The 22,445-nt window shown below is 31.6% G+C and carries 19 protein-coding genes, 1 tRNA gene and 1 rRNA gene; 11 read left to right on the top strand and 10 right to left on the bottom strand.

Annotation, left to right across the window (positions count from 1 at the left end; translation table 11 throughout):
• The 10 genes from BM183_RS15865 to dnaA all read right to left on the bottom strand — a co-directional run.
• A 16S ribosomal RNA gene (locus tag BM183_RS15865) occupies positions 1-97 on the bottom strand; the annotation flags it as partial.
• Positions 98-479: 382 nt separating this feature from the next.
• Positions 480-567, bottom strand: a tRNA-Ser gene (locus tag BM183_RS15860).
• Positions 568-814: 247 nt separating this feature from the next.
• A complete protein-coding gene (locus BM183_RS15855; protein WP_091687852.1) occupies positions 815-1,363 on the bottom strand; it encodes a Fe-S-containing hydro-lyase in 549 nt (182 codons plus the stop codon).
• A 138-nt stretch (positions 1,364-1,501) separates the two neighbouring features.
• A complete protein-coding gene (locus BM183_RS15850; protein WP_091687851.1) occupies positions 1,502-2,344 on the bottom strand; it encodes a fumarate hydratase in 843 nt (280 codons plus the stop codon).
• 575 nt (positions 2,345-2,919) lie between these two features.
• Positions 2,920-5,523 carry a DNA gyrase subunit A gene (gene gyrA / locus BM183_RS15845; RefSeq protein ID WP_091687850.1) on the bottom strand — a complete coding sequence of 868 codons (2,604 nt, stop codon included), beginning with the start codon at positions 5,521-5,523 and terminating at the stop codon, positions 2,920-2,922.
• A gap of 195 nt (positions 5,524-5,718) precedes the next feature.
• Positions 5,719-7,629 carry a DNA topoisomerase (ATP-hydrolyzing) subunit B gene (gene gyrB, locus BM183_RS15840; RefSeq protein WP_091687849.1) on the bottom strand — a complete coding sequence of 637 codons (1,911 nt, stop codon included), beginning with the start codon at positions 7,627-7,629 and terminating at the stop codon, positions 5,719-5,721.
• Positions 7,630-7,654: 25 nt separating this feature from the next.
• Complete coding sequence (recF, locus tag BM183_RS15835) at positions 7,655-8,743, bottom strand: DNA replication/repair protein RecF (protein ID WP_091687848.1); 1,089 nt, start codon at positions 8,741-8,743, stop codon at positions 7,655-7,657.
• 18 nt (positions 8,744-8,761) lie between these two features.
• Positions 8,762-8,971 (bottom strand): RNA-binding S4 domain-containing protein, encoded by a 210-nt coding sequence (locus BM183_RS15830; RefSeq protein ID WP_091687855.1) that lies wholly within the window; start codon positions 8,969-8,971, stop codon positions 8,762-8,764.
• Between the two features lie 104 nt (positions 8,972-9,075).
• Entirely contained in the window at positions 9,076-10,185 is a 1,110-nt protein-coding gene (dnaN, locus tag BM183_RS15825; RefSeq protein ID WP_091687847.1) for a DNA polymerase III subunit beta, read from the bottom strand.
• 278 nt (positions 10,186-10,463) lie between these two features.
• Positions 10,464-11,822, bottom strand: coding sequence for a chromosomal replication initiator protein DnaA (dnaA, locus tag BM183_RS15820; RefSeq protein WP_091687846.1), 1,359 nt, complete (start codon positions 11,820-11,822; stop codon positions 10,464-10,466).
• A 491-nt stretch (positions 11,823-12,313) separates the two neighbouring features.
• Between dnaA and rpmH the strand changes: the two genes are divergently transcribed.
• The 11 genes from rpmH to BM183_RS15765 all read left to right on the top strand — a co-directional run bounded on the left by rpmH (position 12,314) and on the right by BM183_RS15765 (position 22,437).
• Positions 12,314-12,448, top strand: a complete 135-nt coding sequence (gene rpmH, locus BM183_RS15815; RefSeq protein ID WP_091687845.1) for a 50S ribosomal protein L34 — start codon at positions 12,314-12,316, stop codon at positions 12,446-12,448.
• 64 nt (positions 12,449-12,512) lie between these two features.
• Positions 12,513-12,863 (top strand): ribonuclease P protein component, encoded by a 351-nt coding sequence (gene rnpA / locus BM183_RS15810; RefSeq protein WP_091687844.1) that lies wholly within the window; start codon positions 12,513-12,515, stop codon positions 12,861-12,863.
• The gene (gene yidD, locus BM183_RS15805) at positions 12,863-13,075 is read left to right on the top strand and encodes a membrane protein insertion efficiency factor YidD (RefSeq protein WP_207650155.1); all 213 of its coding nucleotides are present in this window, start codon (positions 12,863-12,865) and stop codon (positions 13,073-13,075) included. Before rnpA ends, yidD begins: the two co-directional genes overlap by 1 nt.
• 56 nt (positions 13,076-13,131) lie before the next feature.
• Positions 13,132-14,385 (top strand): YidC/Oxa1 family membrane protein insertase, encoded by a 1,254-nt coding sequence (locus tag BM183_RS15800; protein WP_091687842.1) that lies wholly within the window; start codon positions 13,132-13,134, stop codon positions 14,383-14,385.
• A gap of 1 nt (position 14,386) precedes the next feature.
• Positions 14,387-15,151, top strand: coding sequence for an RNA-binding cell elongation regulator Jag/EloR (jag, locus tag BM183_RS15795; RefSeq protein WP_091687841.1), 765 nt, complete (start codon positions 14,387-14,389; stop codon positions 15,149-15,151).
• Positions 15,152-15,363: 212 nt separating this feature from the next.
• Positions 15,364-16,737, top strand: coding sequence for a tRNA uridine-5-carboxymethylaminomethyl(34) synthesis GTPase MnmE (gene mnmE / locus BM183_RS15790; RefSeq protein ID WP_091687840.1), 1,374 nt, complete (start codon positions 15,364-15,366; stop codon positions 16,735-16,737).
• A gap of 105 nt (positions 16,738-16,842) precedes the next feature.
• Positions 16,843-18,729: a tRNA uridine-5-carboxymethylaminomethyl(34) synthesis enzyme MnmG gene (gene mnmG, locus BM183_RS15785; protein ID WP_091687839.1), complete on the top strand. Its 1,887-nt coding sequence runs from the start codon at positions 16,843-16,845 to the stop codon at positions 18,727-18,729.
• Positions 18,730-18,747: 18 nt separating this feature from the next.
• A complete protein-coding gene (rsmG, locus tag BM183_RS15780) occupies positions 18,748-19,467 on the top strand; it encodes a 16S rRNA (guanine(527)-N(7))-methyltransferase RsmG (RefSeq protein WP_091687838.1) in 720 nt (239 codons plus the stop codon).
• A 586-nt stretch (positions 19,468-20,053) separates the two neighbouring features.
• The gene (locus BM183_RS15775) at positions 20,054-20,509 is read left to right on the top strand and encodes a GNAT family N-acetyltransferase (protein WP_091687837.1); all 456 of its coding nucleotides are present in this window, start codon (positions 20,054-20,056) and stop codon (positions 20,507-20,509) included.
• A 96-nt stretch (positions 20,510-20,605) separates the two neighbouring features.
• Complete coding sequence (locus tag BM183_RS15770; RefSeq protein WP_091687836.1) at positions 20,606-21,781, top strand: sensor histidine kinase; 1,176 nt, start codon at positions 20,606-20,608, stop codon at positions 21,779-21,781.
• Positions 21,781-22,437, top strand: coding sequence for a response regulator (locus BM183_RS15765; protein ID WP_091687835.1), 657 nt, complete (start codon positions 21,781-21,783; stop codon positions 22,435-22,437). The genes BM183_RS15770 and BM183_RS15765 overlap by 1 nt, the downstream gene beginning before the upstream one ends.
• Positions 22,438-22,445: the final 8 nt, after the last annotated feature.

Raw genomic sequence — 22,445 nt, 5'->3', positions numbered from 1 at the left:
TCCATCCGAAGACTTCCGCTTATTAACTCCGTTCGACTTGCATGTGTTAAGCACGCCGCCAGCGTTCATCCTGAGCCAGGATCAAACTCTCAAATTAAAGTTTAATCGTTCAGAATTAACATTGGCTTGTTTTAAGAATTAAAACAAACGTTAAATCCAATGAATTATTAATTCATTACTGTTTTTAAGGTTGTACCTATAACAAATAGATACGGTTCGTTATAAATCAGTCATTGAATCAAGTTCAATGCTTTTCTATAATATGAAAATTTTATTAGAATTTTCAGGGTTGTTTCACTGTTCAGTTATCAATGTTCAAGGTTTTTTGCTGACTACCTGTCCTCACGTCAGCAGAAACTATTCTATCATGCGAGTGTTGGAATGTCAAGCACTTTTTTAATTATTTTATTTTTTTAGTATCAAATGCATCCTTATTCATTAGATGTTTTCGTACTATTTAATATGTGAAAAAAACAAAACGGAGAAAGAGGGATTTGAACCCTCGCGCCGCGTGAGCGACCTACACCCTTAGCAGGGGCGCCTCTTCAGCCTCTTGAGTATTTCTCCAATATCTGAATTATCATTCACATATTTAATTAGCTTACTGACGTTCCCGTCAGACGCATTAGTTAGTATAGCAAATGAAAAAACATTTGTCAACAACTTTCTGAAACTATTTTACTTTTTTCTGTTCTTTCATGCATATAAACAGATTTAAGGCATAATATTAGAGTTGGTATTTCCATTCTATTATATTATTACAATAATATGGAATATATATTCTTAAAATTATTAAGTCTTAATACTAAAATCATTAGCAGGAAAATTCTTTTACTGCTGTTTCGTATAAATTATTCCCTTTACTATCTACTACTACGATAGTTGGAAAATTTTCTACATACATTTCTCTGATAGCTTCTGTACCTAAATCCTCATATCCGATTATTTTTGAACGAATAATCTTTTTTGATAATAATGCTCCTGCGCCACCTACTGCTGCTAAATATACTCCTTTGTGTTTTATAATGCTGTCTATAACTTCCACACTTCTTTTGCCTTTTCCTATCATTCCTTTTAAACCATGCTCCATTAACAATGGAGTATACTTATCCATTCGGCTGCTTGTAGTAGGACCTGCCGATCCAATAACCTGGCCTTCTCTTTCAGGAGTAGGACCAAGATAATATACTATACTATTTTTAAGATCAAAGGGTATTTCTTCACCTTTCAATATACTTTCATACATTCTTTTATGAGCAGCATCTCTGGCACTATATATAGTTCCGGTAATATATACATAATCACCGGCATTTAAATTATTTATTGCAGTTATATTTAATGGTGTTGTAATATACTTATCCACGTCCCGCCTCCAAAATAAATCTATTATCCACAATTACTATTACTTTTTCTTAAATATGTTGATAAAATATTCTTTTTGATAAAGTTTTCTTGATAAATATCATTTTTTTAATTACCTTCTTTACTTATCTTGTACCTTTTAAATTATTCTTGTTATATGACGGTTAACATGACAGCAAATATTAACGGCTACCGGTAATCCGGCAATATGGGTAGGATAGGTTTCAATATTTACCCCTAAGGCTGTATTGGTTCCCCCAAGTCCTGCCGGCCCAATACCTAATTTATTAATTTGATCCAATAATTCTATTTCAAGATTTTTTATATGGTCAATTTCTGAATATTCGTTAATATTTCTTGTTAATGCTTTCTTAGCAAGTATAGCACACTTTTCAAAATCCCCTCCAATACCAACACCTACTATCATTGGAGGACAAGCATTAGGCCCTGCTAATTTTACAGTTTCTAAAACTGCATTCTTAACCCCTTCTGCGCCATCAGCAGGTTTAAGCATAAATATTCTACTCATATTTTCACTGCCAAATCCCTTTGGAGCTACTGTAATTTCCATTTTGTCACCTTGAATTATCTCATAGTGGATTACACCCGGAGTATTATCATTCGTATTTTTTCTGATCAGGGGATCTCCTACTATGGATTTTCTTAAATAACCTTCCTTATATCCTTCTCTTATTCCTTGGTTGATTGCCTGTTCTAATGATACTCCTTCTACATGTACATCCTGCCCTAATTTAATAAATACAACTGCCATTCCGGTATCCTGACATATTGGAATATTTTCTGTTTTAGCAATTTCCATATTTTCTTTTAATTGGCCCAGTATTTGTTTTCCTAAAAAAGAACATTCTGAATCATAGGCTTTATGGATACCGCATTTCATATCCTCAGATAATTGATAATTGGCCTCAACACACATTTCCTTTATGTTTGCTGTTATTGTATCAGTGTTTATAGTTCTCATCCTAACCTCAATTCCAGCGCTTTAGCGCCTTTTAATAACGATGGATATTTTGTGGATTCCACAAATTGTAGGTTGTAAAAGTTTTTTCAACCTATTTTCCCATCCTTTATGGCTGCAGAAATTTTCTTAAATACATAATACTATTTCCATCCATTTCTGTAAATAAATATTGGTTATTAATATTTATTATTATGCAAATTAGTTTTCCATTCTAAAATACTCTAATATTAAGTCTTATTTACCTTATCCCTATTTTTATTATTGTATATCCACAAAACTCTATATTTTTTTAATTTTATACACTTTTATGTGCATTTACTAACAAATAATAAGCTTATATTTTTTATAATCCTCTACTAATGTAATATTCTTCAATAGTATTTTACTAATAAAACAGTGTATATTCGAATAATCTTCCATTAACACAATAGCTGTATTATTCTTTAATAATCCACAAATACAATAAAGAGGTGGAATTCTAAGAATTCCCACCTCAACTATTGACTTAAATCCATAAAAATATTTTAAAGAGTATGGATTAATTATTATTTTCTAGAACAGAGATTAAATTTAAATTAAATGTTTTCGCCCTCATCAGATTTTTCATCTTCGTTTAATATTTCATCATCTGTCTCTTCAAAATCATAATCTTCTTCCGGTATACTTTCACCTGCAATTTCAGACTCTTCCAGTTCTTGCTCCAATTGTTTGATTACTTCTTCATCTGATTTTTGTTCATTGCTTTCTTTGACTTTGGCAATGCTTGCAACTTTAATATCATTGTCCATATTAATTAGTTTAACACCGGAAGTAATTCTTCCTAAATTTGAAATATCATTTATCATTAAACGGATTATAATACCTTCCGTGGTAATGATCATAATTTCGTTATCATCACTTACTGCTTTTACACCCACGACATAACCTGTTTTTTCCGTAATCTTATAGCACTTAACGCCTTTTCCACCTCTTCTTTGTACCGAGAACTCATCAATCATAGTACGTTTGCCCATACCATATTCCGATACAAACAGCAGGTATTCTCCTTGTGTATTAATCTGCATTCCAATGATTTCATCATTATCTTCCAGATTCATACCGATTACGCCCATGGAAGTACGTCCCGTTGCTCTTACATCTCTTTCGTTAAAGCGGATGCATTGCCCGTGTTTTGTAACTAAAATAATATCTTTTTGATTATTGGTTGCTTTTACTTCAATTAATTCATCATCTTCTCTTAGATTAATTGCCTGTAATCCTGATTTACGAATATTTTCATAATCTTTAATCGGTGTCTTTTTCACGATACCTTTTCTTGTGGCCATAAATAAGAATTTATTTTCCTGATATTCTTTCAATGGTATAATAGCTGTTATTCTTTCTTCCGGTACTAACTGAAGAAGGTTAATAATTGCTGTTCCTCTGGCAGTTCTGCCGGACTCAGGAATTTCATATGCTTTCAGACGGTATACACGGCCTTTGTTGGTAAAGAACATGATATAATGATGGGTTGAAGTCATTAATAATTCTTCAATAAAGTCTTCATCAATGGTATGCATTCCCTTAATACCTTTACCGCCACGATGCTGGCTCTTAAAATTATCCACAGTCATTCTCTTTATGTAGCCTAATCGTGTCATTGCGATAACTGTATTTTCATTTGGAATTAAATCCTCCATGGAAATATCATACTCATCAAATCCAATATCAGTTCTTCTGTCATCACCGTATTTATCCCGAATAATAATAAGCTCATCCTTAATTACTCCAAGTAATTTTTTAATATCGGCTAAGATAGCTTTGTATTCCGCAATTTTTGCAGTCAATTCTGCAAACTCGTTTTCCAGTTTTTCTCTTTCAAGACCTGTTAAAGCACGAAGTCTCATATCAATAATTGCCTGAGCCTGGGCATCTGACAAGGCAAATCTCTCAATTAATCTGGTCTTTGCTATACTACCATTTTGAGATGATCTTATAATATTAATAACTTCATCAATATTATCTAATGCAATTAGTAAGCCTTGTAATATATGGGCTCTTTCTTCTGCTTTATTTAAATCGTACTGGGTTCTTCTTGTTACAACTTCTTCCTGGTGCTGTATATAATATTTTAGCATTTCATGCAGATTTAGAACCCTTGGTTCATTGTTGACTAAAGCCAGCATAATAACGCCGAAAGTATCCTGCATCTGAGTATGTTTATATAATTGATTTAATATTACATTTGCATTAACATCCCGGCGAAGCTCAATACAGATTCTCATACCGGTACGATCGGATTCATCTCTTAATTCTGTAATTCCATCTATTTTTTTATCTTTAATCAGTTCAGCAATTTTTTCGATTAATCTTGCTTTATTAACCATGTATGGTAATTCCGTTACAATAATACGATTTTTACCATTTGGCATTGCTTCAATATCCGTAACCGCGCGTACTTTAATTTTTCCACGTCCGGTACGATATGCCTCTTCAATTCCCCTGGTTCCTAAAATAGTAGCACCAGTTGGAAAATCCGGTCCTTTTACAATTTCTAATAGTTCTTCCATGGAAGTATCTCTGTCTTCATCAATACGGTTATCAATTAATTTTAAGACAGCATTACTAATCTCCCTTAAGTTATGGGGAGGAATGTTAGTTGCCATACCAACTGCAATACCGGAAGTACCATTAACTAAAAGATTGGGATATCTGGATGGAAGTACTCTTGGTTCTTTCTCTGTTTCATCAAAGTTAGGAGTAAAATCTACGGTATCCTTGTTAATATCAGACAGCATCTCCATAGATATTTTGCTTAAGCGGGCTTCCGTATAACGCATAGCCGCAGCTCCATCACCATCAACAGAACCAAAATTGCCGTGACCATCTATTAATGGATATCTTGTTGAGAAATCCTGTGCTAATTTTACCAATGCTTCGTAAATAGAACTATCACCATGAGGGTGGTATTTACCCATTGTATCACCGACAATACGCGCACATTTACGGTGTGGCTTGTCAGGACCATTGTTTAATTCTATCATTGCATATAATATTCTTCTTTGTACCGGTTTCAGACCATCTCTTACATCGGGAAGTGCACGGGCCGCGATAACTGACATGGCATAATCAATATAAGATGTTTCCATTGTCTTCTTCAGATCAACCTCATGAACTTTGTCAAAGATTTTCTCGTCCATTTATTTTCCTCCATCTATCCAATCGTCAAACTTGTTTGTCTTATAAACCATCTTCGCCGAAGGCGAAGATGGAGATTTTTTTGAAATTTTTCGATTTTTACTGCATTTTACAAATATGATGTTTTACACGTTAATTTAATTCACATATATATCTAAAAACATAACTTTTATCAACAAACTGAGACTATATTGAAGTTAAATATCTAAATTCTTAACATACTTAGCATTTGCTTCAATGAATTCACGTCTTGGTTCAACTTTATCACCCATTAAAGTGGTAAAGGTCATGTCAATTTCCGAGGATTCTTCTTCGTCAATGGTTACACGAAGAAGGACTCTTCTTTCCGGATCCATAGTTGTTTCCCAAAGCTGATCTGCATCCATTTCCCCAAGGCCTTTATAACGTTGGATTTTATTATTGCCGTCTCTTCCCCATTCCGTTAACACACGGTCCAGTTCATCATCACTATATACATATTTTAACATCTTGTTTTTTTCAATTTTATATAAAGGCGGCTGAGCCAGGTAAACATGTCCCTGTTTAATTAATTCCGGCATAAAGCGATACAGGAATGTAAGCAATAATGTACTAATATGTGCACCATCTACATCTGCATCTGTCATAATAATAATTTTATGATATCTTAATTTTGAAATGTCGAAATCGTCTGATATACCTGTACCAAAAGCAGTTATCATAGCTTTTATTTCGTTGTTTACTAATATTTTATCAAGTCTTGATTTTTCAACATTTAATATTTTACCCCTTAATGGTAAAATAGCCTGAGTTGCTCTTGACCGGGCAGTCTTTGCAGAACCGCCGGCAGAATCACCCTCAACTATATATATTTCACAATTTTTAGGATCTTTGTCAGAACAGTCTGCAAGTTTTCCAGGAAGACTAAGTCCTTCCAGAGCAGTTTTTCTTCTTGTTAGATCTCTTGCTTTTCTTGCTGCATCTCTGGCTCTTTGTGCTAAAATTGCTTTTTCACAAATTATTTTTGCAACACTAGGATTTTGCTCTAAAAAGTAAGTTAATTGTTCACTTACAATACTATCAACGGCACCACGTGCTTCACTGTTTCCTAATTTTTGCTTTGTTTGTCCTTCAAATTGGGGATCAGATATCTTAATACTGATAATTGCAGTTAATCCTTCACGAATATCTTCACCCACTAAGTTCTGTTCATTGTCCTTTAAATACTTCTGTCCTCTTGCATAATCGTTAAAGGTCTTTGTCAAAGCATTCTTAAAACCGGCAAGGTGAGTACCCCCTTCCGGTGTGGTAATGTTATTTACAAAACTATAGCATCCTTCTGTATAAGAATTGTTGTGCTGCAAGGCAACTTCAACATATACATCATCCTTTTTACCTTCGCAGTATAAAATTTCAGAATATAGAGGATCTTTATGCCTGTTTAAATATTCCACATATTCTTTAATTCCTCCGGCATAGTGAAATTCTTTTACTACTGTAGGTTCTACTCTGTCATCTTCTAAGACAATTTTTAGATTCTTTGTGAGGAAAGCCATTTCCCTTAATCTTTGTTTTAAAGTATCATAATCAAAAACGGTTTCTTCAAATATATCTTTATCCGGTAAGAATATAACTTTTGTTCCGGTAATATCTGTTTCACCTATCACTTCAAGAGGACCCATTACCTTTCCTCTCTCATATCTTTGTTTATGAATTTTACCGTCTAAATGAACATATACTTCCAGCCACTCTGACAGTGCATTAACTACAGATGCACCAACACCATGTAAACCACCGGAAACCTTATATCCTCCGCCGCCAAATTTTCCACCGGCATGCAAAATAGTAAAGACAACTTCTACAGCAGGTTTACCGGCTTTATGGTTAATTCCAACTGGAATACCACGTCCATTATCGGTTACTGTTATGGAATTATCTTTATTAATGGTTACTGTTATTGTATCACAAAATCCAGCCAAAGCTTCGTCTACTGCATTATCCACTATTTCATAAACCAAGTGATGTAAACCTTTTGCTGCAGTACTGCCGATATACATACCTGGTCTTTTTCTAACAGCTTCCAAACCTTCTAATATCTGGATTTGATCCGCACCGTATTCTGCATTCATATATTGCCTCCTGATTTTCTATGGATTAACTATCCTCATTTGTTACTGTTCCATTTACCACTTTATAAATATTATCATAATTCAATCTATTTGCAATGAATTCTTCTAAACCTGTACAAGTAATAATGGTTTGAATATCATGAATACTATTAAGCAAATAATTTTGACGCTTTCTGTCTAATTCAGACAATACATCATCTAATAATAAAACGGGATTATCATGAGTCATATTCTTAACTAATTCCAGTTCCGCCAGTTTTAAAGATAAAGCAGATGTTCTTTGCTGACCCTGGGAACCAAATTTACGAATATCAATGGAACCAATTAAGAAACATATATCATCCCGATGAGGTCCAACACTGGTAATCTTTTGAGCCACATCTCTGCTTACTGAATTACCTAACTTTTTACTATACTCTTCTACGTTTACATTAGGTTCATACTTTATAAATAATTCTTCTTTACCACCAGATAATTTACTATGTATGTGGTAGACAATTTCATTTAACTGTCTTAAAAAAAGATCTCTTCTTTTCATTACCTCAGTTCCGTATTTTACCAGCTGAATATCCCATATACTAAGTGTATCCATTAATTGGTTATTAAAACTGATTTGCTTTAATAAATTATTTCTTTGAGTAATCACTTTGTTATAATTAGATAAATTATGGAGATATACTTTATCTAATTGGCATAATTCTAAATCAATAAATCTTCTTCTTTCCGATGGGCCATTCTTGATAATGGATAAATCTTCCGGAGAAAAAAATATTAAATTAAGAATACCAAATAATTCACTGGACTTTTTAATTGGTATTCCGTCTATTGCTACACCTTTGGGTTTATTTTTTTTCAAATGCATATCTATTTTGTGCTGAACATTATCCCGTTCAACAAAAGTTCTGATATGAGCCTGATCTTTGCCCAGCTTTATAATTTCTTTATCTTTGCTTCCTCTGTGAGATTTTGTTGTTCCGGATATATAGATAGCTTCCAAAATGTTAGTTTTTCCCTGTGCATTATCTCCATACAAAATATTAATACCGTTATGAAATTCCATAGAAAGACTATCATAGTTTCTGTAATCTTGCAGTTCAAGAGATTTTATAAACATAAATGCACCAACTATCTATTATTTTTCAATTCTTATTGTTTGATTATTATACTCTACTGTATCACCGGAGTATAATTTTTTGCCTCTTTGTAATTCCACACTTCCGTTTACTTTTACTAAACCATCTTGTATCACAAATTTAGCATCTACACCGGATTCTACCAGACCAGCAGCTTTCAAGGCCTGCCCTAATTTTATATATTCTTCTCTCAATTTTATGATTTCCATCTTTGCACCCATTGCATATCACATCGTGGTATTCTTTCTGTATTAATTTTCTTTCAACCTTTAAACAATGTCTCTTTTCGCAATCCAAAAAAAATTATTTAATTTTATACTGCAGCATTAAAATTAACCGGCAGAATTAAATAAATATAAGATTCTTCTTTATCTTTTATAAAACATGGTGCTTTCGGATTGATTAAGTAAATGTCAACCTCTTCATCATCAATAACTCTCAAAGCATCAATTAGAAATTTTGGATTAAATCCAATCAGTATATCTTTACCCTCTTTTGTAATGTCAATTTCTTCATCCATGGAACCAATAGCAGAATTAATTTTTAATTCCATTTTTTTATCATCAATATTAATAATAATAGGCTTCTTATCTGTTTCTTTAACTAAAAGGGTAGATCTGTCAATACAGTTTAATAGCTCTTTTTTATTAATATTTACTTTTGTTTCATAATCACTGGATAACATCTGATCAATTTTGTAATATTCTCCCTCAATTAAACGGGATAGCACAATGGTATCATCAAATTCAAAAATTATATGTTTATCTGTAAAATATATATTTACTTCGTCAGCAACTTCACCTGATAAAATTTTACTTACTTCAATTAAAGTTTTCCCTGGAACAATTACTTTTATATGCTCATATTGATTATTTAGCATAATTTTTCTAATAGATACTCTATGACCGTCTAAAGATATCACTCTCAGTTTATCATTATTGATTTCAAATAATTCGCCAGTCATAATTTTATTGCTTTCATTATCAGAAATGGAGAATACAGTTTGTCTTATCACTTCTTTTAAATTAAATTGAGATAAAACAACTGGATCTTTTTTATCTACATTAGGTAAAAATGGAAACTCATCGGCGTTTCTTCCTGAAATTGTAAATTTTGATTTTTCACATATTATAGTTGCCATATTATTAGCATCTGTTTCAATAGAAACATCATTATCCGGTAGTTTCCTAACAATTTCAGAAAAAACTTTAGCATTGATTGCTATGATTCCGGAGTCTTCTATGGTTCCCTTTACTAAAGTTTCAATTCCCAATTCCATATCATTTGCTATTAATTTAATGGATTCATTTTTAACTTCAATAACTATACATTCTAATATAGGCATAGTAGTTCTTGTAGGAACTGCTTTTAATACAATATTAACACTATTTAATAAGTCGCCTTTGGAACAAACAATCTTCATAATTGTGTATAACTCCCTTCGAATTTGTATGTAAAGATATATATATTAACATTTAGTAGCAGTAGTAATAGGGGCTGTTAATTTGTGTATAAGTGGTCTTATCCCTTAAAGCCTAAGTATTTACTGGAAGGATAACTATGTGTAAAGAAAAAAAAATATGCAGATCCCAGATATTGGAAACCTATATAGATATATAGTTATCCAATGGCAATTAACACAAAAATAACAATCTGTTAACAACAGGTTGTGGAAGAAATATTATATACTTAAAATTACTTTTAAGGGTTTATCTTCTTATTTAATACATCTATTGTATTTTGTAAGGTTAAATCTTTTTTCATTGTTTTTTCAACTTTGTCAATACCATGAAGTACAGTTGTATGATCTCTATTGCCTAAAAGCTTACCGATTTCCGCAAGAGAATAATCTGTTAGTTTACGGCTCAAGTACATGGCAATCTGCCTTGGAAATGCAATATTCCGGCTCTTGTTAACAGAATAAATATCTGCTGATGTTATATTGAAGTGTTCTGCAATTACATCAATAATCAATTCCGGTGTAACTTGCTTCTTATCTTCAGGAGATATTAAATCCTTTAATGCTTCTTCCGCCAATGTTACATTTACTTCTTTTTTCTTTAATCGGGATAATGCAACTATTTTTGTTAAAGCACCCTCTAATTCCCGAATGTTTGATTTAATATTAGTTGCAATATATTTCATAACTTCATTATCAATTTGTAAGCCATCCAGTTCTTCTTTCTTTTTCAAAATGGCCATTCTTGTTTCATAATCCGGCTGTTGAATGTCTACTGTTAAACCCCATTCGAACCGGGATCGTAGACGTTCTTCCAATGTAAGAATATCCTTTGGTGGCTTATCACTGGAGATTATGATTTGTTTTTTGGATTCATGTAAAGTATTAAAAGTATGGAAGAATTCTTCCTGGGTACTTTCTTTTCCTATTATAAACTGTATATCGTCAATTAGTAGGACGTCTATATTACGGTACTTTTCTCTGAATTCAGTAGGAGTCGTATTCACATTACGAATGGATTCAATTAATTCATTGGTGAATTTTTCACTGGTAACATACATTACTTTGCTTTGTGGGTTTTGTTCCAATATATAATGTGCAATAGAATGCATTAAGTGTGTTTTACCTAAACCAACTCCTCCATATATAAATAGGGGATTGTATATTTCAGCAGGAGATTCGGCAACCGCAAGTGATGCAGCATGAGCCAAATTATTATTTGCACCAACAACAAAAGTGTCAAAAGTATATCTGGGATTTAAAAAAGAACAAGAATTATTATTAGTGGAATTCTTCTTCTTATCTGACTCCGTTGCAGTATTTGCAGGTTTTAATTGACTTTTCAAAACGAATTCTATGTTATAATTATGGTTCATAATCTCTGAAATCGCTACCTTTAAAGGAACGCCATACTTTCTGCTTATGAAATTTTTACTGTCAGGACCAATCATTTTATCATCAATTGAAATTGTAATTAAATTATCATCAACGGAATATACTTTTAAAGGAAGCAGCCAAGTTTTAAAAGATACATCCGTTACACAATGTTCAATTTTAAGATATTCCAGTATTTCATCCCATTTATCTTGTATTTCATTCATTACCTTAATCTCCCTAATATAAAATTTCGTACATACCTAATATATATATTATAACAAAATTGTGGATACTTCAACTAAAATCTATAAAATCATGGGTTTTAAATTCGGTTTATCCACAGTTTAAAATAAAACATAAACAATTGTGTGTATAAGTTATAAAGATTATAAACAACAAAAAATATAAGCAGGGAAAAGGATAATTTTTCACTATTGTATATAATATTAACACCATTTTAACAAGTTATCCACAATTTATCAACAACTGGTGGATAACTTTATGTTAACGAAATGTTTTTAATTTTTTTTGTTAACAAAATTGTTAGATTTATGTTTAATATATTCAAAGTATTTCTTATGTAGCTTATATAAAAATATAGACTTGACGTGAGAGAAGTTTGCGAATATAATAGACATGATATTTTAAATTAATTAAAATAGAATAAATACGCTTACCCGATATGGTTTGGTATATATAAAGGAGGTGCATCTGAATGAAAATGACATTCCAACCTAAAAAAAGATCAAGATCCAGGGTTCATGGATTCAGAGCTAGAATGAGTACATCAAACGGTAGAAAAGTTTTAGCAAGCAGAAGAGCAAAAGGAAGACATAAATTATCAGCTTAGGTCGCATTATTGTGGCCTTTTCTTCTCTTAGTTAAACTTTTGTTTGTAGAAAGGGCCTAAAAATTTGAAATCTTTTGAATCGATAAAAAACAACTTAAAGTTTAAAGAAATTTACCATAGTGGTAAATCATTTGCCAATAAGTATCTAATAATGTATGTTTTAGAAAATCAAACAGATAAAAATCGAATTGGAATATCCGTTAGTAAAAAAGTTGGAAATAGTGTTATAAGACACAGAGTAACAAGATTAATTCGGGAAAGTTACAGATTGAATGAAGATATGTTTAATAGTGGTTTAGACATAGTTGTTATTGCAAGAGTAGGCGCAAGAGGAAAAAATTATCAAGAAATAAACAGTGCATTGCTGCATCTGGCAAAAATGCACCAAATTTTAAAAGAGATGATAAAATCGTGATAAAACGAGTTTTAATATTTTTGATAAATTTATACAGAAGATTTATTTCTCCTCTTAAGGTAAGATCAAGTTGTATATATACTCCTACCTGCTCTTTGTATGCAATTCAAGCATTGGAAAAGTATGGAGCTTTTAAAGGGTCCTATTTGGCAGTCCGGAGAGTTCTTAGGTGTCATCCTTTTGCAAAGGGAGGGTACGATCCTGTTCCATAAAATTTATATATTAGAAAATACGGTTCTAATAAAAGGTATCTTAGGAGGAAAAAAAATTGTATAGTGTATTTTTAACGCAGAGTGGCGGAATGTTAGCCCCAATTTCATATATATTAGGATTGATAATGAATGCTTTATATGAATTCTTAAGTTTCTTCGGTATTGCAAATGTTGGTTTAGTTATTATATTATTTACTTTTATTACAAGAGGTTTAATGATTCCTCTTACCATTAAACAACAAAAATATACTAAATTATCTTCCAAAATGAATCCGGAGATAACGAAGATAAATGCAAAATATAAAGGAAAAAGAGATCCGGAATCTATGCAGAAAATGCAGCTTGAAACACAGGCTGTATACGAAAAATATGGAGCAAGTCCAACAGCAGGCTGTCTTCCATTACTGATTCAATTACCGATTATGTTTGCTTTATATGCAGTTATTAGAAATATACCTGCATATGTTAACGATATTTATAAATTATATGAGGGTATTGCAAATGGAATTGTTGATATACCAGGTCATGTTGAGGTGCTGACGAAGGCTGCTACAGAAGTTGGTGTAAGTACTACTAAGTTTACAGAAATAGCAAGTGGCCCTATGTCCATTAATCATATTATTGATATTATTTCTAAATTCACGTCAGAACAATGGGGAGAACTGGCTGAACATTTTCCTACTATACAGAATTTAATTGCTAGCAAATCTGGTGAAATAATGCATATTAACAGTTTCATTGGCGGTTTGAATATTCTAGATAAACCAGGATTTTCTTTCCCTGGTATATTAATTCCAGTTCTTGCAGCAGGTTTACAATTTCTTCAAACTAAATTAATGACAGCTAATACTCCTACAGACAAGGATAACCCAATGGCTTCTTCCATGTCAACAATGAATACGGTAATGCCCCTTATGTCCGGTATATTCTGCGTTATGTTACCTATGGGTATTGGTTTATACTGGGTTGCAGGTAGTGCATTTGCAATTCTTCAACAAATAGTTATTAATAAACATATGGATAAAATTGATGTTGATACTTTAATAGAGAAAAATAAGATGAAAGCTAAGAAAAAGAGAGCAAGAAAAGGAATTAATCCCAATGCTTCTATTGAAGAGTTAGCAAAGAAACAAACAAAGTCCATTGATACTGCACCTCAGGTAAATAAATCTACATCAGGATATGCTAATTCTGTAAAAAAGAACTATGATTCCTCAAAAAGCAATAGTGATACATCTTATAAGTCAGGCGGTATTGCCGATTATGCGAATCTTCTAAAAAACAGAAATAATAATAAGGGGGATAAATAGTATGGAATGGTTAGATTTTACTGCAAAATCAGTTGATGAGGCATTAACAGAAGCATTGATTCAATTAAAAACTACCAGTGATAATGTGGAATACGAAGTAATTGAAAAGGAAAGCAGCGGCTTTTTAGGTCTATTTAATAAGCCAGCTAAAATACGAGTAAGAGTTAAAGCTACTGTTGATGGCATTGCAAAAGAGTTTCTGGGTAAAGTATTTCATGCCATGAATATCACGGCTAATATTGATACTGTGTTAGATGAAGAAAATTCCACCTTAGATATCAATATAGAAGGAGAAGAAATGGGTGTTCTTATTGGAAAAAGAGGACAAACTTTAGATTCTCTGCAATATTTGGTTAGTTTAGTAGTGAATAAAGATAGTGAAAATTATCTAAAAATCAAATTAGATACTGAAGATTATAGAAATAGAAGGAAAGAAACTCTTGAAAATTTAGCAAGAAATATTGCTTTTAAAGTAAAGAGAACTAAAAAACAAGTGTCTTTAGAGCCAATGAATCCTTATGAAAGAAGAATTATTCACTCTGCACTTCAAAATGATAAATATGTGGAAACTCATAGTGAAGGAGAAGAACCTTATAGAAAAGTAGTAGTAACTTTAAAGAAGGGCTTTGCAAATAAGGAATATAAGCATAACAAGAGTAAATATTCTTATGGCGACCGTTATCAGAATTCTCAAAAGAACAGAGAATACAATCAAAATTTTCAAAAAAACAGAGAATTAAGCCATGGAAATAGTGAAGAAGAATAAAATGATATAGTTTTTTAAAAAGGGTGTATTGAAAGTATTATGCTTTGATACACTCTTTTCTAAAATGTTTTTATTTTCATATAGCAATTTTTATCTTTTCGTATTATAATTTTTACGTTATTTTATGTTCACTATAAAGTAAAAATTACAAAAATAATTACATTTAATATATAGTTGATTAGAGTATTCGCTCTTAGAAAGGGTTGATATAGATGAAAACCGATACCATAGCTGCAATTGCTACTGCAGTTAGTAATGGGGGAATCAGCATTATTCGGATCAGTGGTGATGAGGCATTTTCAATTATTGATAAAATTTATAAATCAAAAAAAGGCAAAAAGCTATCAGATTGCAGCAGCCATACCGTCCATTATGGCTATATAGCCGATGGGGATACGGTTATAGATGAAGTTATGGTACTGCTTATGAGAAGTCCTCATACCTATACTAAGGAAGATGTTGTTGAAATAGACTGTCATGGGGGTATTGTAGTAACCAAGAAAATATTAGAAACCGTTTTAAAATATGGTGCCAGGCTTGCGGATCCCGGTGAATTTACTAAGCGTGCATTTTTAAACGGAAGAATAGATTTATCACAGGCAGAAGCGGTAAGTGATATTATTAATGCTAAAAGTGAATATGCTTTAAAGAATTCTCTGAACCAGTTAAGAGGCAATGTATTAGATAAAATAAAAGACATTCGTCAAAGTATTATAGATGATATTGCTTTTATTGAAGCTGCACTTGATGATCCGGAACACATTACTCTTGATGATTTTAGCAATGAATTAGCTAAACATATTGAGGTTAATGTTATTGAACTTGATAAGTTATTAAAGTCTTCCGATAATGGACGTTTATTAAAGGAAGGTATTAAAACGGTTATCCTTGGTAAGCCAAATGCCGGAAAGTCCTCCTTACTGAATGTATTAGTGGGTACTGATAGGGCAATTGTAACCGATATTGCAGGTACTACTAGAGATACCTTGGAAGAAACCATTCAAATAGGCGGTATATGTTTGAATGTTATAGATACTGCAGGCATTCGAAATACAGAGGATATTGTTGAAAAAATAGGTGTTGAGAAAGCTATGAAATCTGCAGAGGATGCAGACTTAATTATATATGTAATGGATGCCTCCACTAATTTGGATGGAAATGATCATTTAATTATAGATTTTATTAAAAATAGAAAAGCTATTATTTTATTAAATAAAACTGATTTAAACATGGTTATTGATCCAAAAGAGATGGAAACTTTAACAGGTAAGGATATTATACAAATATCTGCAAAAGAAAACATGGGCATTGATAAATTGGAAAAATGGATTACAGATATGTATTTTCAAGGAAAGATTGATTTAAACAATGAAATATATATTACAAATATAAGACATAAAGAAGCTATAATGGAAAGTAAAAATAGCTTACTTATGGTAAATCAAAGTATTGAGGATGGCATGCCGGAAGATTTCTTCTCAATTGATATGATGAATGCATATAAAGTTCTGGGAGAAATATTAGGAGAAGCTGTGGATGAAGATCTGGTAAATACAATCTTTTGTAAATTCTGTATGGGTAAATAGATTTTTTATGTATGTGTATTAAAGAATAATACCTTATACACGGGTAAAGAAAAGATATATATAGGATAAGTATTAATTTTTAAGATTAGAAAAGAGGAGTAAAGAATGTCATATACTTATGAGTCATATGATGTTGTAGTTGTGGGTGCAGGTCATGCTGGATGTGAAGCTGCACTAGCATGTGCAAGATTATCATTAAATACCTTAATAGTTACTATCAGCACGGATAGTATTGCATTAATGCCATGTAACCCTAATATCGGTGGAACATCAAAGGGACATCTGGTTCGTGAAATAGATGCATTAGGCGGAGAAATGGGTAAGAATATTGATAAAACCTTTATTCAATCCAAAATGTTAAACGGATCAAAAGGACCGGCTGTTCATTCTTTAAGAGCCCAGGCAGATAAAGAGGATTACAGCAGGTCAATGAGAAAAATATTAGAAAATACCCCAAATTTAACTTTAAAGCAAGCTGAAGTTGTGGAAATCTTAACGGAAAATAACAAGGTTTCGGGGATAAAAACATTTTCGGGTGGAATTTATCCATGTAAGGCAGTTATTTTGTGTACAGGTACTTATTTAAAAGCAAGATGTGTATATGGTGAGGTAAGTAATTATACAGGGCCTAATGGATTACAGTCTGCCAATCATTTGACAGAATCTTTAAAAGCATTGGGAATAGAAATGTACCGTTTTAAAACCGGTACTCCTGCAAGAATTGATAAAAGATCCATAGATTTTAGTAAGATGGAAGAACAATTTGGTGATGAAGAAATTGTACCATTTTCTTTTACTACCAATCCGGAAGAGATAAGGAAAGAACAAGTTTCCTGCTGGCTTACTTACACCAATGAAAAAACTCATGAAATAATTCGAAATAATATACACAGATCACCTTTGTACTCTGGTAATATTAAAGGTACTGGCCCAAGATACTGCCCATCTATTGAAGATAAAGTTGTTAAATTTGCGGACAAAGACAGGCATCAGGTTTTCATTGAACCGGAAGGTAATTATACCAATGAAATGTATGTTGGAGGAATGTCCAGTTCATTACCGGAAGATGTCCAATATGAAATGTACCGCAGTGTTTCCGGACTTGAAAATGTAAAAATTGTCCGAAATGCTTATGCAATTGAATATGACTGTATTAATCCAATGCAATTAAAACCAACTTTAGAGTTTATGAAAATAGAAGGACTATTTAGCGGCGGTCAATTTAATGGAAGTTCTGGTTACGAAGAAGCTGCAGCTCAAGGTTTAATAGCTGGTATTAATGTAAGTATGAAGTTATTAGGAAAAGAGCAAATTGTCTTGGATCGGTCAGAGGCTTATATTGGAGTATTAATAGATGATTTGGTAACAAAAGAAACACATGAACCTTACCGTATGATGACCTCAAGAGCAGAATACCGGTTAATTTTAAGACAGGATAATGCTGATATTAGGTTAACTAAGATAGGTTATAAGGTTGGGCTGATTGATGAAGAAAGATATCAAAAAGTAGTTCAAAAAGAAACATCCATTAATAAGGAAATTGAAAGATTAAATAATACACCAATCGGGGCCAATAAAGAAGTTCAGGATTTATTAATGAAACATGAAAGTACATTATTAAAAACCGGTACAACATTAGCAGAATTGATCAGAAGACCGGAGTTAAGTTATGAAATCCTTGCACCAATAGATAAAAGCAGGCCTGAATTACCTAAAGATGTAATAGAGCAAGTAAATATTAATATAAAGTATGATGGTTATATACAAAGACAATTAAGACAAGTAGAACAATATAAAAAGCTGGAGAATAAAAAAATACCGGAAGATTTGGATTATTATGAAGTTCCAAGCCTTAGAATAGAGGCAAAACAAAAACTTGATAAAATCAAACCTATATCTGTAGGACAAGCCTCTAGAATATCCGGCGTTTCTCCCGCAGATATATCCGTATTGTTGGTATACTTGGAGCATTTAAGAAGAAGTAAAGTATAAGGGTTTTTGGAGGCAATTATGTATGATATCTCAGTTTTTACTGATTTGTTAAATACACTGGACTTAACATTATCAGATACGCAAATTCAGCAATTTATGACATATTATGAAATTTTAATAGAACGTAATAAAGTAATGAATCTTACAGCAATTACAGAATACGAAGAAGTTATCCATAAACATTTCATTGACAGCCTTTCTATTACTAAGGTGTATGAAAGTAAAGAAAATATTAAGGTAATCGATTTGGGTACCGGTGCAGGTTTTCCTGGAATACCATTAAAAATTGCATTTCCCAACTGGAATATAACCTTATTGGATTCTTTAAATAAGCGTGTTAATTTCTTAAATGATGTAATTAACCAATTAAAATTAACTAATATTACAGCAATACATGGACGTGCTGAAGATTATGGGAAAGACTCACATTACAGAGAAAACTATGATTTGTGTGTTTCCAGGGCAGTAGCCAAATTATCTACCTTATCTGAGTATTGCCTGCCTTACGTTAAAGTAAATGGCTATTTTATTCCTTATAAAGCTGGTAATATTGATTCTGAAGTGAAAGAATCGAAAAAAGCAATTCATATTTTAGGTGGAACCCTTGAGAAAGTAGAACAATTCCAGCTACCCAATACCGATATGGAAAGATCTCTGATTGTAATAAAAAAGACCAATCATACTCCAAATCAATATCCCAGAAGTTCGGGAAAACCTTCAAGGGAGCCTATATGTTAACATTTAACGGAGTAGGATGCTTTGCTCTGTAGTTTGTTGGGAACTCAGAAAGTGCTTATAAAAGCTTTCATAATGACTCAATTTATATATTCAAGGATAACTCGGTGTATATGATTAATTTTGCTACCCCAGATGCTTAGCATCTGATACCCTCGTTGGCCGGATTACGCAAAATTAATCATATACACCCTGTTATCCTAATTTAGTTTTGTGGGAAATATTATGAAAGGCAAATAAGTATTTTCTGAGTTCAATTTGTGTTGTGAAGCAAAGTTGTTATTACCGAAATTATTTTATAGACACTTTTTTTATGTTGTATAGATAATGGTAATACTTAATGAATTATTATTATTTATTAGGAAAAATAAATTAAAATCTAATTCAATATATATCTTTACTTTAATTTGTAGAAGTTTATAGTTATACTTAAGCAGATAGATATAGAAGTTATTGAAAGTCCAATGACTTTCAAGGTAAATCGTATTACCAGAAGTTTTTATTATAAATTGTTTTGTTGATAAAAGAAATACTTAGAAATATTCAATAGATGCAGTAAAATAGGGATTGACAAGTAAGGAGGTTTCCTATGGTAGAAGGTAAATTTTTAAGGTCTGAGGATGGTTTTTCGGATAGTTTAAAAATAAGGAAAAAAGTATTTGTTGAAGAAATGGGTTTTACAGTGGAAAGTGTAATGGATGAATGGGATTCTATAGCAGAGCATGTGATAGTTTATAATGAAGAACATAAAATTGTGGCTGCCGGAAGATTGACTTTGATGGATAAACAGTTTTGGATTAGCCAGGTTGCAGTCTTAAAAGAAGAACGAGGAAAGTATTATGGAGATTTTGTTGTCCGGATGTTGGTAGATAGAGTATTTAGGAATAATGGGCAGGAAATTTGGGTAAAAGCAGATGAAAACACATTTCTATTTTTTGCCAAAATAGGATTCACTGCTATAGAAAATGTACCTGATGAGAAGGAATATAAATGGGTTATAATGAATCTAAATAAGTGTAATTTGTTCAAAAAATGCGGTAAATAGACTTTTTCTTTTATATATTGACAACTTATTGTAAAATAACTCTTTAAATTTTACTAATTTTGTTGTATTATAGTAACGAGAGGAGAGTGACAATGATTGGCAGATATAAAAAAAGATAGTTTTATTGATACTTCCGATGTTTTAGCAAAAGATCAATTAAAAAACAACTTGGATCGTTCATATTTTTTTGTAAACAGTTTAAATGATGAAGAAAATGAAATTATTAAACATCTGCAAACATCTATGGAACTTTTAAAAGATAATTTAAAGGAATTAAATATAAGCATTATAGATGATAAAGATTCTAATAATTTAAATGCTGAATTATTTACTCCTACTTTAGTAAGAGATAAAAAAAGTAGATTTAAAAAGATTAATGATGATATTGAACAATGTAATCTTAAATTAGTTCATTTACAAGCGGATTTGGAATTTCATCTAATTAAAAAGAGAGAGTTAGAAAATTTAAGAGATTGCTTCTGTAGTATAAATGAATGGAATACATATGATATTGATAATCAGTATCAAAATACATCAGAAAATAGTTTATTACAGGAAGATATTTATGATTTAAATAGTATTAATCTAAATCAAATAGATTCTTCTTTTGGTATTAGTGCCCTGGAATCTTATGAAAATGAAAGAAAGCGGATCGCAAGAGATTTACATGACTCAACGGTACAGAATTTAACAAATTTAATGTATAAGACGGAATTATGTACTAAATTAATAGATATTGACTCAGTAAGGGCCAAGCTTGAATTACAAACGATGATTCGAACTATTAAAGGTACCATTGCTGATATGAGAAATATTATTTATGATTTAAGGCCAATGTCCTTAGATGATTTGGGTTTGGTATCAACTATTGAAAAATATATCAATGAAAAAAAGTCAAGCCATAATGTAAATATTGAATTTAAAGTAAATGAAGAAAAATACGATGTGTTACCGATTATTAATCTAACGATTTTTAGAATTGTTCAAGAAGCTACTAATAATGCAATTAAGCATGGTAAGGCAAAAAAGATATTAATTGATCTTTTTTATGATGATGATTCCATTGTACTGACTATTAATGATAATGGAATTGGTTTTAATGAAAGTTCGCCTAAAGTATCAGATGGTAAAATTAACTCTGGATTTGGTTTATCGATTATGAAGGAAAGAGTTCTTCTTTTATCAGGTCAATTAAATATTGAATCCGGTTACAATAAGGGAACTAAAATAAAGGTTGTAGTACCAATAAGAAATTACGTGGGGGATAAATAATGAAGACAATTAAAGTAATGATATCAGATGACCATTGTATGGTAAGAGAAGGTTTAAAGCAATTATTAGAGATAGATGGTGATATTGAGGTTGTAGGGGAAGCCGGAGATGGAGTCACTTGCTTAAATATGATGAAAACTTATAAACCGGAAGTCTTATTGTTAGATATTAATATGCCCCAAATGAATGGCTTAAATGTTTTAAAAACATTAAAGAAACATAAATGCCCAAGTAAAATTTTAATGTTAACTATCCATAACGAAATTGAATATCTGGAAAAAGCTATTGAGTTAGGTGTAGATGGTTATGTTTTAAAGGATTCAGATTCAGCTATACTAAAAAAAGCAATTGCCTCTGTCTATAGAGGAGAAAGATTTATTCAAAATGAACTAGTACCTTCCTTAATGGAAAAGCTTGATAATAAGGATAGAACAATAAATATAGAGGATGAAGATCAGATATTGACCAGAAGAGAAATAGAAGTTCTCAAATTATTAACGGAAGGTTTATTTAATAAAGAAATTGCATATCAATTATCCATTAGTGAAAAGACAGTAAAGAATCATGTTTCTAATATCTTTAAGAAAATTGGTGTTTCTGATCGTACACAAGCCGCAGTATATGCAATTAAAAACAATCTGGTAACTTTATTTTAAATGATGGA

This window comes from Anaerocolumna aminovalerica, assembly GCF_900115365.1.
GTDB lineage: Bacteria > Bacillota > Clostridia > Lachnospirales > Lachnospiraceae > Anaerocolumna > Anaerocolumna aminovalerica.
This window is presented reverse-complemented; position numbering and strand designations above follow the sequence as displayed.

Bases quoted from the DNA above. Each gene is read 5' to 3' on its own strand.
- dnaN (WP_091687847.1), bottom strand. From the start codon at position 10,185: ATGAAGATTGTTTGTTCCAAAGGCGACTTATTAAATAGTGTTAATATT.
- BM183_RS15775 (WP_091687837.1), top strand. From the start codon at position 20,054: ATGGTAGAAGGTAAATTTTTAAGGTCTGAGGATGGTTTTTCGGATAGT.
- dnaA (WP_091687846.1), bottom strand. From the start codon at position 11,822: ATGAATGAAATACAAGATAAATGGGATGAAATACTGGAATATCTTAAA.
- jag (WP_091687841.1), top strand. From the start codon at position 14,387: ATGGAATGGTTAGATTTTACTGCAAAATCAGTTGATGAGGCATTAACA.
- mnmE (WP_091687840.1), top strand. From the start codon at position 15,364: ATGAAAACCGATACCATAGCTGCAATTGCTACTGCAGTTAGTAATGGG.
- gyrB (WP_091687849.1), bottom strand. From the start codon at position 7,629: ATGAATGCAGAATACGGTGCGGATCAAATCCAGATATTAGAAGGTTTG.
- BM183_RS15850 (WP_091687851.1), bottom strand. From the start codon at position 2,344: ATGAGAACTATAAACACTGATACAATAACAGCAAACATAAAGGAAATG.
- mnmG (WP_091687839.1), top strand. From the start codon at position 16,843: ATGTCATATACTTATGAGTCATATGATGTTGTAGTTGTGGGTGCAGGT.
- rpmH (WP_091687845.1), top strand. From the start codon at position 12,314: ATGAAAATGACATTCCAACCTAAAAAAAGATCAAGATCCAGGGTTCAT.
- BM183_RS15765 (WP_091687835.1), top strand. From the start codon at position 21,781: ATGAAGACAATTAAAGTAATGATATCAGATGACCATTGTATGGTAAGA.
- BM183_RS15830 (WP_091687855.1), bottom strand. From the start codon at position 8,971: ATGGAAATCATAAAATTGAGAGAAGAATATATAAAATTAGGGCAGGCC.
- gyrA (WP_091687850.1), bottom strand. From the start codon at position 5,523: ATGGACGAGAAAATCTTTGACAAAGTTCATGAGGTTGATCTGAAGAAG.
- rsmG (WP_091687838.1), top strand. From the start codon at position 18,748: ATGTATGATATCTCAGTTTTTACTGATTTGTTAAATACACTGGACTTA.
- recF (WP_091687848.1), bottom strand. From the start codon at position 8,743: ATGTTTATAAAATCTCTTGAACTGCAAGATTACAGAAACTATGATAGT.